Here is an 11,581-nt window from a genome sequence, read left to right as displayed (position 1 = left end):
CCTCCCGCACCAGCGCCTGGTGGGCCGGGAGGTGCTCCGCCGCGCTCATGCCGGCACTCCGGCACAGGCCGCGATCCCGGCGCCCGCCAGACTGTCGGCCTCCCCGGGGCCGGTGACGGTGATGCGCCGCTCCAGCCAGTCGGGGGTGCGTTCGCTGGTCAGGTAGAGCCCCTGCCGGGTGAGGTGTCCCATCAGGGCCCGTCGGTAGTGGTGGCCGAGGCCGTGTACGACGCCGCCGGTCAGGACCGCCTCGTCGATCTCGGGGTCGAGGCACAGCGCGGTGCGCAGGACGGCCGCGACCGGAGCGGTCGCCGCGTCGAGCAGCTCGCGCGCCAGCTCGTCCCGCTCGTCCAGCGCACGGCGCAGCGCCGCCTCGAAGCCGAGGCCGTCGGCCGTCAGCAGGCCGAGTCGGGACGCCGCCCAGCGCCCCGGTTCCCGCTGCTCCAGGACCCGCGCCAGGCGGGCGATGCCGGGGCCGGAGGCGTACGCCGCCAGGTGCCCCGTCTTCCCGCAGTCGCAGTCCAGCGCGACCGGGGCTCCGGCCAGCTCGGCGACGGCCGGCAGGTGCCCGATCTCGCCCTGCAGCCCGCAGCCGTCCACCGGGATCCGGCCCTGCCGCTGGTCGATGACCCGGCAGGCGATGCCCGAGCTGATGGTGGCCAGCAGCACCTTGCGGTGTCCGCTGCGGCTGGAGGCCGCGGCGGCGTGCAGGAGCGCGGCCGTGACGTCGTTGACGATGTGCCAGCGGACGTCGGGCCGCCGCGAGGCGAGCGCCGCCCGCAGGTCGTACGGCTCGCTGTGCTCGCCCCACAGCGGGGCCGAGGCGTAGACGATGCCGGAGTGGTGGTCGAGGGCGGCTCCGAAGGAGATGCCGACGACGGCGTCCGGTGTCTCCGGCACCGTGTCGCACAGGTCACGGACCATCATGTCCTGCAGTTCGGCGACGGTGGCCCCGGGAAAGCGTTTGAAACTGGGTGAGGGCCGTGACGTCCGAGTGCGTAGCTCTCCCCCGCGCAGCCACCACGCCTGTCGAATATGAGTGCCGCCGACGTCGAAGACGGTGATGGCTGTGGTCATACAGCCGCACCCACGAGCGCACCGTCCGCGTTCGCCGTCCAGGAGTCGACGAACTCCAGCGCGCGGCCCAGCTCTTCCGGCGTGAGGTCGTTGGCGAAGACGACCGAGCCGATTCCGCGGGTGAGGGGGACGCGCTGGAGCCCGTCGCGGTGCTTGACCGCGTCGGCGAGCGCCTCTTCGAGCAGTTCCCGCGTGAAGATGGGGTGCGCGATGGGCAGTCCGAAGCCCTGGATCAGCTTCAGCGCCCGGTCCGTGTCGTGCTGCGAGAGGTGCCCGCGCAGGTGGGCGAGTGCCAGGCAGATCGCCATGTCGACGGCGACGGCCTCACCGTGCAGCAGCGGCGGGTCGGCGCGCAGCTCCAGCGAGGGGCTGAAGGTGTGGCCGTAGTCGACGGACCGCTCCAGCACCTGCTCCCACAGGTTGGGCTCCAGTTCGTCGAGCATGCCGGAGATCGCCCGGGACAGCACCTCGCTCACCGCCGAGCCGCAGCCGGCCAGGGTCTCGGGGGTGATGGAGCCGACCGTCGCCTCCAGGAGGTCGAAGAGGGCGGCGTCCTTGACCAGTGCCATCTTGATGATCTCGGCGATGCCGTTGGCGACGTGCCGCGGATCGATGGTGCGCAGGAACGCCGGGTCGATCAGGGCCAGTTCGGGGGCGAAGTAGGACCCCAGGCGGTTCTTGTGGTGTCCGTAGTTGATGCCGGTCTTGACCCCGATGCCCGCGTCGATCTGGCCGACCAGCGTGGTGGGGATGCGGATGTAGGGCACGCCGCGCCGGTACATGCTCGCGGCGAAGCCGACGATGTCCAGGACGACACCGCCGCCGACGGCCACCACCTTCTCGGCCCGGCGCAGGATGCCCATGCGCGACATGGCCTCGGTGACGCGGACGGCCTGTTCCAGGTACTTCGAGTCCTCGTCGCCCTGGACGACCTGCCAGGTGGCGTCGATCTGCCAGCGGTCGAAGTACTCCGCGAACCGGTCGTGGTAGAGGGTGTCGACCACGGCGTCGATCACCAGGAGGCAGCGGACCGGGCGCCCCTGGCCGCCGCCGCAGGCGCGGGCGAGGGTGGGGTTCTCGGTGTCCAGCAGCCCGCGCACCATGCTGACGCTGTAGACGACGGGCTGCTTCGCCCGGACGTTCCAGTGCAGTCCGGGCGGCTTGGGCAGGTCGGCGACCGAGTTCAGGCCGGCGGGGCGGGACAGGGCGGTGCCAGACATGACAAGACCTCCATGAGCGTCTCAGAGCTGGGTGGTGCGCGGCAGCGCGGTGGCCGGAAGAGTCACCCCGATGACGTCCGGAGTGGCCACGGCGACGCGGACGGGCGGAAACCGCGGGAGCGACGGCGGTCCGTGCGGGGCCGGGACGGAGAAACCAGTCGACCGGTCCGTCCGGCGAGATCGAACGCTAGTGCGTCATATGCATACATCGCAACGTGAGCGGGGTCACAGTAGATGTATTCAAATGCATGTTTGTGGGTGGGGGTGGCCTGTCCTGAAAACAACGGAGCGGCCCCGGTCGCAGGCGGGAGCCTGCGGCCGGGGCCGCGCGCGGAACGGTGGTGACGCTCAGTCCATCGGCACCGCGGGCGCATAGCGCAGCCGGGCGACCAGTGACGCGGTGGAGTCGTTGAGCGCGGCGGCGTCCAGGGCCTCCGCCAGGGCCTTGCGCAGGGTCAGCTGCGCCACCTCGGCCAGCTGCCGGCCGGTGCTGGTGATCTGTACGTCCACGCCCCGCTTGTCGTCCAGGGCGCTGCGGCGCACCACCCAGTCGGCGTCCTCCAGGCGGGCGACCATGCGGCTGACCGCCGGCTGGTTGGCGCCCAGCCCTTTGACGAGGTCCGACATCCGCAGCGTGCCGTCGCGCTGCTCCGCCAGGGAGAGCAGGAGCAGCAGCTCGTTCATGGAGACCCCGTGACTGCGGGTCAGCCGCCTGCCCGCGGTCGCGTTGACCTGCTCCATCAGCCGGGTGAGTTGCCGCCACAGGGCAATCTCGTCCCGCCCGCTCCCCGGTCCCCAAGTCTCCATTGACGCGGCCCTTCACTGAGTCTTTCGAGCGTCCCGCTTGTCCATCTGCCCCCGTCGCCCAGCGTAACTCCTTGCGACGGTTGACCACACCCGCGTGTTCGGACATTATCTACATGCAATCGCATACATCTTCATCGACACTGGCTTCCTAGGAAAGGCTCGGGCCGCCATGCCACTGCCCCTCCTGGCCCTGATGCTCGGGGTCTTCTGTGTGGGCACTGCCGAGGTCGTCATCGCGGGTGTGCTGCCCGAGATGTCGGCCGATCTGCACGTGTCCATCCCGACGGCCGGTCTGCTGGTCACCGGCTACGCGCTGGGGGTGACCATCGGTGGTCCGGTCATCACCCTGCTGACCACCAAGTGGGCCCGCAAAGCGCTGCTGCTGGGCCTGATGGGCGTCTTCATCGCCGGCAACGTCATCGCCGCGCTGGCCCCCAACTACGGGACGCTCATGGGAGCGCGCGTCTTCACCTCGCTCAGCCACGGCACCTTCGCCGCCGTGGCCTGGCATGTCGCCGCGCTCATGTCCCCGCCGGACAAGCAGGCGACCGCCATGGCCAAGATCGCGTTGGGCTTCAACTTCGCCAACGTGCTCGGCTCGCCCATCGGCACGTTCATCGGGCAGCAGTTCGGCTGGCGGTCCACCTTCGTCTACATCACCGTCTTCGCCGTGCTGTGCCTCCTCCTCATCCAGAAGTTCGTGCCGAGCGCGCTGTCCACCGAGAGCGACACGGCCGAGGAGGGCGCCTCCCTGCGCGAACAGATGAAGGTGTTCCGCAAGGGAAGCCTCCAGCTCTCCATGCTGATCACCGTGCTGGCCCAGGGAGCGGTCTTCACCACGTCGACCTACCTGGCCCCGCTGCTCCGCGACGTCGGCGACTTCGCGCCCGCCATGGTGGCCATCCTGCTCATCGTCTTCGGCATCGGCTCGGTCCTGGGCAACATCCTGGGCGGCAAGGGCGCGGACGCCAACGTCATGCGCGGCGTGCTGCGCGCGCAGACCGCCCTGCTGGCCGCGCTCCTGCTCTTCTGGGCCGCCGCACCCCACCAGATCCCCGCGATCGTGGCGCTCTTCGTCTTCGGCGCCGCCGGCTTCTCCATCATTCCGGCGCTCCAGGCGCGGATCCTCGCGGTGGCCTCCGCCGCGCCGGCCCTGGCGCTGTCGGCGAACGTGTCCGCCTTCAACCTCGGCAACGGACTGGGCGCGTGGCTCGGCGGCACGACCATCGACCTCGGCTTCGGGGTCCGCTCCGTGACCCTGACCGCCGCCCTCGCCACCGCGATCGCGCTGCTGCTCTCGGTGGCGATGTGGGCCCGCGGCCGTCAGCAGTCGCCGGACCTCCCCCCGCTCGACACGAGCACCACCGGCACCCCGCTCACCCAGAAGACGCCGTAACCCCGGCGGCAGCGGGTCTCCCCCCATACAGCACCCCCCAACAGCACCCCCGAAGGAAATCCATGCCTATCCGCCTAGTCAGCCTGATCCTGGCCATCTTCTGCGTGGGCACAGCCGAACTCGTCCCCAGCGGCATGCTGCACGAGCTCTCCGACGACCTGGCGGTGAGCATCTCCACCGCCGGTCTCCTGGTGGCCGTGTACGCCCTCACCATGGCTTTCGGCGGGCCGGTGGTCACGCTGGTGACCACGCGCATCGAACGGCGCACGCTGATGACCGGTCTGCTCGTGGTCTCCGTCATCGGCAACATCGTGTCCGCGAGCGCGAGTTCCTACGGCGTTCTCGTCGTCGGGCGCATCATCACCGCGATGATCCACGGAACGTTCGTCGCCCTGTGCGTGGTCGCGGCCGGGTCGATGGTGCCGAAGGAGAAGGCCGGCAGCGCGGTGGCCGCCACCCAGCTCGGCATCAACCTGGCCACGGTCCTCGGTGTTCCGCTGGGCACCTTCGTGGGGCAGCACTTCGGCTGGCGCACCACCTTCAGCACCATCGCGGTCCTGGGCGTGGCCGCCGCGGCCCTGGTGTTCGTGACCGTTCCGAAGGCGAAGGGCGCCACGGACAACTCCGGTGTGTCGCGTGAGCTGAAGGTCTTCAAGAAGTGGGACGTCCTGGGCACCGTGCTGGCCACGGCCCTGTGCTCGGGCGGCATGTTCACCCTGATCACCTACATGGTGCCGCTGCTCACGGACGTCAGCGGCTTCGCCGACTCCTGGGTGCCGGGACTGCTCATCGCCTACGGCGTCGGGTCGATCGTCGGAAACATGATCGGCGGACGGCTGGCCGACCGCGCCCTGATGGCCAGCATCATCGGCCTGTCCGCCCTGCTGACCCTCACCTGCGCCCTCTACTGGCTGGTCAGCCCCGTCATGGCGCTCAGCGGCCTCTTCGTCTTCCTCTTCTCCGTGGCCACCTTCGCGCTGATCCCGGGCCTGCAGACCCGGGTGCTGTCCACCGCGGCCGAGGCCCCCACGCTGTCGCTCACGGCGAACATGTCCGCCTTCGGTGTCGGCGCGGCCGTGGGCTCCTGGTACGGCGGCGAGGTCATCGATCTCGGCCTGGGTGTCCGTGCCGTGCCGCTGGCGGCGGCCCTGCTGGTCGCGCTCGGCACCCTGGTCGTCGTACAGCTGGCGTACTCCGAGCGGCGGCGCGGCACGACGGCGCAGCTCGCGGACGAGACCGCCGCCGAGCCGGTCGGGAGCGTGTGAGCCATGGGAGCCACAGCGAGCGTCAGACAGCCGGACACAGCGGAGGCCGGTGACATACGCGGCGGCTCGCGCAGCACCGCCGCCCGGCTCCCGTCGCTGACGGGCCTGCGGTTCATCGCGGCCGCGCTGGTCTTCGCGTTCCACTCCTCGCTGACCAACTTCCCGTTGAGCCCGTTCGCGGACGAGGACGTCGCGCACGGCTACGAGTGGCTGTTCAGCAAGGCCGGCTGGATCGGGGTGTCCTTCTTCTTCATCCTCAGCGGGTTCGTGCTGACGTGGTCGTCGCGCGGCGGCGACACCCTCACCTCGTTCTGGCGGCGGCGCCTGCTGAAGATCTATCCGAACCACGTCGTGGTGTGGACCCTGGCGATGCTGCTGTTCGCCGCGCAGTTCACCCCGCCGTCCGCGTGGCTGCCCAACCTGTTCCTGATCCACTCGTGGTTCCCGCAGCACGACACGTTCATCAGCGTGAACCTGCCGAGCTGGTCGCTCTGCAGCGAGCTGCTCTTCTACCTCCTCTTCCCCTTCTTCCTGAGGCTGGTGCGGAAGATCCCGGTGCGTCAGCTGTGGCTGTGGGCCGGCGGCATGGTGGCGGGCATGGCCGGCATTCAGCTCGTCGTGCAGTTCCTGCTGCCCGGCTCGCCGCAGACGCCGGAGCAGTACCCGCTGTCCGTCGTGCAGTGGTGGTTCGCGTACAACTTCCCGCCGGTCCGGCTCTTCGAGTTCCTGCTGGGCATGATCACGGCACGTGCGGTCCTGGCCGGCCGCTGGATCCGGCTGCCGCTGGGCGCGGCCGGTGCCCTGGTGGCCCTGTCCTACGCCGCGGCCATGGCGGCCCCCTGGCTGTACGGCCTGTACGTGGTGACGGCGATCCCCCTCGCGCTGCTCATCGCGTCCGTGGCGCAGGTCGACATCGCCGGACGGCCCACGGTCCTGCGCGGTCGCACCGCCGTCTGGCTGGGCGAGATCTCCTTCGGCTTCTACGTGATCCACTACGTCGTCATGTACGTGGTCCGCACGATGATCATGGACGAGGGCCGGGTGGGGACGCCCGCCGGGATCGGCATCCTGGCCGCGATCTTCCTCGTGTCGATGGTGGGCGGCTGGCTGCTGTTCATCGGCGTCGAGCGTCCGGTGATGCGGCGCTGGGGACGCTCCCGGAAGCCGGCGGCCGGCCCGCGCGTGAGCGTGCCGGACGAGAGCGCCGAGCGGGCGCGGAGGCAGCCGGTGGCGGGCTGACGATCCTCAGGCACCCCGGGGCGGGGGCGGAACCGGCCGGACCGGGCGCCCGTGCCCCGGGTGCGTCCGCGCCGCGGGCCGTCAGGCGCGCGGCGCTCCCCGCCGTTCGGCGAGGTGAGCCCTGTACCACGCCGAGGCCGCCGAGAGCCGGGCCAACGGCCCCGGACCCGCGGGGCACCCGGCCATCCGCCAGATGTCGTCGCTGGCGTACCAGTGGTCGCCCGCCAGCAGCTCGAACTGACGCTCGCTCACCCCGCTGCGCGAGCGCCGCAGCTGCCGCAGACAGACCTCCCACGGCCAGTCCTCCGCCGGGGCCGGGGGCACCACCCTGGCGTCACCGAGCGCCGCCATCAGATCCCGGTTGCGGACCGGGCGGGGGTGGCTGGCGTGGAAGGTCCCGCCGGGCGGCCTCTTCGGCGTGGTCGCGAGGCGCACGATCAAGCGGGCCAGGTCGTCCACGTCCACCATGGACGCCAGCCCCCTGCCGCCGTTCCACCGGGCAGGCACGTGTTCCCGCAGATCGGCCAGAGCCGGTACGACCCAGCGGTCGCCGGCTCCGGTCACCAGGCCCGGCCGGAGCACGGTTCCCCCCGCGGCCACGGCCGCCCGCTCGCCCCGCAGCCGGGTACGGCTGGCGGGGGAGACCGGCGCCGGGACCACCTCGTCCACCGCGATCCCGCGGTGCGGTCCGGGGCCGTACACCGCCGCCGTGGACAGCTGCACGATCCGGCCCACGCCGCACCGCCGGGCCTCCTCGACGAGTGCGGTGGTGCCGTGGACGTTCACGGCCGCGCACTCGTCCTCGCTGCCCGAGATCCGTGAGGCGAGGTGGACCAGGACGTCCGCGCCCTCGCCGGCGCCGCGCAGCGATGCCGGGCGGGCCAGGTCCGCGGGCAGCCAGGACAGGCCGGGCGCGGCGGGCGAGGACGGCTCGGTGCGCGCGAGCGCGCGCACCTCGACCGGGCGGCCCGTCCGCTCCGGGTCCAGCAACCGCTGGAGGACCCTCGACCCGATGAATCCGGTCCCCCCGGTGAGGACGACCCGCAGTCGTCTCACGCTCTGGCCTCCGTGGCGGTGGCGGAGGTCGTGATCTGCCGGATGACGTCGGCGGGGGCCAGCGCGGGCAGCAGGCAGCGCCACATGGCCGAGATCCTCCCCGGCAGGTCGGCCCGCTTGGTGGAGAGCTGCGACATGATCTGCGTACCGGTGTACGCGGCGACCAGCAGGGAGGCGAACGCGGACTCGTCGGCCGACGGGAGCAGTTGGCCCCTGGCCCGCGCGGCGACCAGTTCCTCGCGGAAGCGCTCGGTCCACCACTCGTAGATCGCGTACTCGTGGAGGTCGGCCTCGTTCTGCTCGACGGCGAGCCGGACGCCTGCGCGCAGCAGCGTGTTCTGCTGCATCTCCACGGCCAGGTAGTCGGTCATGTCGATCAGGCGCTGGAGTCCGGGCTCCCCCTGGGGGAACTGCAGATCCGCCGCCTGTTCATGGATCACGGCGCGGGCGAGGCCCTCTTTCGACTTGAAGTGGAAGTACACGGCACCGGCGGTCAGCCCCGCCCGGTCGACGATGCTGGTGATGCTCGCCCGGGTGTAGCCCACCTCGTCGAACACCTCCGCGGCAGCCCTGAGAAGCACCTCTCGCGTACGCACGGCACGCTGCTGCATGGGCCGCGCGGTCCGATCCACCTGCACTTTTTCCCTCTCGACAAACAAGAATAATAGTCGTTATGTTATGCGGGTCGCGCTGTGCAGCACCAGTGCGCGCTCGCATGAGAGCCAGTCAGTAGGGGGAGAACTGCCGTGCCGTCGCTTCAGCTTGCCCACGATGAGGCATCCGTACCGTGCACGCCTGTGCCGCAGGCGTACACCCACAAGGCGAACCCGGCGGAAGTCCTTCTCACCGGCTGGTGCCGGACCGCGCCCGACACCTTCACCGTACGCGCCCGCTGGCCCCGGTCCCATGACTTCTACGCGATCCGCCACGGGCTGCACGACCCGCTGCTGCTGAGCGAAACGGTCCGCCAGACGCTGCCGCTGCTGTCGCACGCCGCGTACCAGGTGCCGCTCGGCCATCAGCTGCTCTGGGAGAGGTTCCAGTGGGACCTCGAACCCGGGGCGCTGCGCTCCGAAGGGCGGCCCGCCGAGGTGGAGTTGCGCATCACCTGCACCGATGTGCGGTACCGCAGGCAGAGCGCGGCGGCCGTGGTGCTGACGGCGGAGGCCTGGCGGGAGGGCTGCCGGCTGGGCGGCGCCCGGACGCACTTCACCATCCAGAATCGCGCCGTGTACGCCCGGCTCCGCGGGGCGTACGCTGACATCGGCCTCGCCAACGCCCGCGCCCTGCCCGTACCGTCCCCTGCCCCCGCGAGCGTGGTGGCGAGGGAGCGCGCCGAGGACGTCGTGCTCTCTCCGGCCGGCGGTGACAACCGGTGGCAGCTGCGGGCGGACACGTCCCACCCGATCCTCTTCGACCACCCGGTCGACCATGTTCCGGGCATGCTGCTGCTGGAGGCGGCACGGCAGGCCGCGCACGCCACCGCAGCCTCTCGTCCGACCGTCGTCACCGGCATGGAAACCACGTTCATCCGCTATGCGGAGCTGGACGCGCCGTGCTGGATCGACGCCCGCCCGCTGTCCGGGGGCGCGGCCGGCCCCCGGCGGGTCCTGGTCACCGCCCGGCAGAACGACGAGGAGATCTTCACCTGCGTCGTCACCCTGAGCGACGTGCGCGACGGCGCGCAGGACGGTCGTACACAGGCCCTCTGAGGAGCTCGGCGAGCCACATCCGGAACGACAAGACCATCATTGGGGGAGATTCTCGTGCGCCGCGTTCCGCATGCCGTACGCACCGCGAGGCCTGTCGGGCCACGACCGTCCGTGCCGGCCGGCCTGATGCACAGCAGTGTCCTGGACGAGCTGACCGAGGTGCTTTTCGCCGGGCTGTCCCGCAGCGATCAGCGGACCAAGGGGGCCCAGTATCTCCGCGGGTTGATCGCGGCGGAGGGGCGCAAGTCGGTCAGGAACATCGCCGCGCAGGTCGGCGGCCCCGAACTGGCGCAGAGCCTGCACCACTTCATCGCCTCCTCCACGTGGGACTGGAAGCCCGTCAGCAGGGCGCTCCAGCGCCACGCCGACAGGGAGCTGCGGTTCGCCGCCTGGGTGGCGCACGCGCAGCCGATCCCCCGGGGCGGCCGGCAGGCCATCGGGGTATGGGGCGTGGCCAAGGACGTCACCGTGCCGGTGAAGTGGAACCTGCTGCGTTCCGGCGAGGAGGTCGCCGAGTGCGTGGCGGCGGCGACCCTGGGAGCCGACCCGAGCACGGTCGGGCCCCGCCCGGTCGTCCTGGACCTCCCGGGGGCCGACCTGCGTCCGGTCTTCGACCGGTACATGCGGGCGGGCGCGCCGCTGCTGTCCGCCGTGCCCGCCGACCTGCCGGTGCTGGAGCAGGGGCCGGGGCGGGGACGCCGTCCGCTTCCCGCCTCCCGTCTGCTCCAGCTGAACCGCATGCTCCGGCGGCCGGCGGAGTGGACGGACCCGGCGACCGGCGTCGTACGCAGGAGCCTGGTCGCCGGCGTGCGCGTGGAGTGGGCCGACCACCCGTTGCTGCTGGTGGGCCAGTGGGACAGCGGGCAGGGGCAGCCGGTCCACTGCTGGCTGACCAACCTGACGGCGACGCCGCTGGGGGTCCTGCTGCGGCTGGCCAAGTTCCCGCAGCGCGTAGAGCGGGATTTCGCCAATTCCGCGTCACATGTGGGCACGCTCGACTACGAGGGGCGAAGCTCTGACGGCTGGCACCGGCACATGACCTTGGCGGCGGCGGCGCACGTCGCCCAAGTGGTCGCCGCGCAGCGGGCCCGTGTCCGTCCGTGGAGTCAGTGCATGGGCTCCATGGAGCGCATGGGCTACTCGGCGTAACGCCACAAAACGGACGCCGCGTTGTTTAAACATTCTTCTTCGGTTTGTGTCACCTCTCCACGAGGTTCTGACACAAGCACCTTGATCTCGTCGCTCCTGCCACCGACCGGGAACCATCATCGAGCCATGCGAATTCTGGTTGCCGGCGGTGGCATCAGCGGCCTGGCCGCAGCGGTCGCTCTGGGACAGAGAGGTCATCACGTTCTCGTACTGGAGCAGCGGCCGGTCTTCACCGAGAGCGGAGCGGGGGTCCGGCTGGCACCGCAGGCCTTCCGGCTCCTGGACCGGCTCGGCGTCGGCGACGCGGTGCGCGAACGGTCCCTGACGATCAACGAATTCCGCATCATGGACGGCTCGACCGGGGAGCTGGTCACCTCGGTGCCGCTGCCCGCCTGTCACGGGCGGAGCCACGCGGCGCACGCGACGGCTCACCGGCTGGATGTGTACGAACCGCTGCTCGAAGCCTGCTGGGACCTGGATGCCGTCCAGCTGTGCACGGACAGCCGCGTGGTCGGCTGCACCCAGCACGGGGAATCGGTCGTGGCCGCGCTCGCCGACGGACGCAGTGTCACCGGTGACGCCCTCGTCCTCACGGGCGGCGCCCGCTCCTGCGGGGCGCCACCGGTCCACTGGTCGTCGTCGTGTGCGACGGAGCGGGCG

11 protein-coding genes are annotated in these 11,581 nt (G+C 71.1%); 6 read left to right on the top strand and 5 right to left on the bottom strand.

Going from position 1 to position 11,581, the window contains the following annotated elements:
- Window positions 1-45: 45 nt before the first annotated feature.
- The 3 genes from CCN44_RS14780 to CCN44_RS14770 form a co-directional block, all read right to left on the bottom strand.
- A complete protein-coding gene (locus tag CCN44_RS14780) occupies window positions 46-1,077 on the bottom strand; it encodes an ROK family protein (RefSeq protein ID WP_079081096.1) in 1,032 nt (343 codons plus the stop codon).
- Window positions 1,074-2,297, bottom strand: coding sequence for a sedoheptulose 7-phosphate cyclase (locus CCN44_RS14775; protein ID WP_086697893.1), 1,224 nt, complete (start codon window positions 2,295-2,297; stop codon window positions 1,074-1,076). Before CCN44_RS14775 ends, CCN44_RS14780 begins: the two co-directional genes overlap by 4 nt.
- Before the next feature lie 348 nt (window positions 2,298-2,645).
- Window positions 2,646-3,104, bottom strand: a complete 459-nt coding sequence (locus tag CCN44_RS14770; protein WP_079081097.1) for a MarR family winged helix-turn-helix transcriptional regulator — start codon at window positions 3,102-3,104, stop codon at window positions 2,646-2,648.
- Between the two features lie 169 nt (window positions 3,105-3,273).
- Between CCN44_RS14770 and CCN44_RS14765 the strand changes: the two genes are divergently transcribed.
- The 3 genes from CCN44_RS14765 (at window position 3,274) to CCN44_RS14755 (ending at window position 7,004) form a co-directional block, all read left to right on the top strand.
- Entirely contained in the window at window positions 3,274-4,500 is a 1,227-nt protein-coding gene (locus CCN44_RS14765) for an MFS transporter (protein WP_059251779.1), read from the top strand.
- Between the two features lie 62 nt (window positions 4,501-4,562).
- Window positions 4,563-5,765 carry an MFS transporter gene (locus tag CCN44_RS14760; RefSeq protein ID WP_059251781.1) on the top strand — a complete coding sequence of 401 codons (1,203 nt, stop codon included), beginning with the start codon at window positions 4,563-4,565 and terminating at the stop codon, window positions 5,763-5,765.
- Window positions 5,766-5,768: 3 nt separating this feature from the next.
- The gene (locus tag CCN44_RS14755; protein ID WP_079081098.1) at window positions 5,769-7,004 is read left to right on the top strand and encodes an acyltransferase family protein; all 1,236 of its coding nucleotides are present in this window, start codon (window positions 5,769-5,771) and stop codon (window positions 7,002-7,004) included.
- Window positions 7,005-7,085: 81 nt separating this feature from the next.
- Here CCN44_RS14755 and CCN44_RS14750 read toward each other — a convergent pair whose 3' ends face one another.
- Both CCN44_RS14750 and CCN44_RS14745 read right to left on the bottom strand, forming a co-directional pair.
- Entirely contained in the window at window positions 7,086-8,060 is a 975-nt protein-coding gene (locus CCN44_RS14750) for an NAD-dependent epimerase/dehydratase family protein (RefSeq protein WP_086697892.1), read from the bottom strand.
- Complete coding sequence (locus CCN44_RS14745; protein WP_059251785.1) at window positions 8,057-8,671, bottom strand: ScbR family autoregulator-binding transcription factor; 615 nt, start codon at window positions 8,669-8,671, stop codon at window positions 8,057-8,059. The genes CCN44_RS14750 and CCN44_RS14745 overlap by 4 nt, the downstream gene beginning before the upstream one ends.
- Before the next feature lie 186 nt (window positions 8,672-8,857).
- Here CCN44_RS14745 and CCN44_RS14740 point away from each other — a divergent pair, with 186 nt between their 5' ends.
- The 3 genes from CCN44_RS14740 to CCN44_RS14730 all read left to right on the top strand — a co-directional run.
- Window positions 8,858-9,772 carry a ScbA/BarX family gamma-butyrolactone biosynthesis protein gene (locus CCN44_RS14740; protein ID WP_237482490.1) on the top strand — a complete coding sequence of 305 codons (915 nt, stop codon included), beginning with the start codon at window positions 8,858-8,860 and terminating at the stop codon, window positions 9,770-9,772.
- A 126-nt stretch (window positions 9,773-9,898) separates the two neighbouring features.
- Window positions 9,899-10,921 carry a transposase gene (locus tag CCN44_RS14735; protein ID WP_143649757.1) on the top strand — a complete coding sequence of 341 codons (1,023 nt, stop codon included), beginning with the start codon at window positions 9,899-9,901 and terminating at the stop codon, window positions 10,919-10,921.
- A gap of 126 nt (window positions 10,922-11,047) precedes the next feature.
- Window positions 11,048-11,581 (top strand): FAD-dependent monooxygenase (locus CCN44_RS14730; protein WP_143649755.1); only part of this gene is annotated, 534 nt, incomplete at its 3' end.

This window comes from Streptomyces tricolor (assembly GCF_002155905.1).
Taxonomy (GTDB): domain Bacteria; phylum Actinomycetota; class Actinomycetes; order Streptomycetales; family Streptomycetaceae; genus Streptomyces; species Streptomyces tricolor.
The sequence above is the reverse complement of the archived record's forward strand: the minus strand, read 5'-3'. Positions and strand labels throughout refer to the sequence as shown.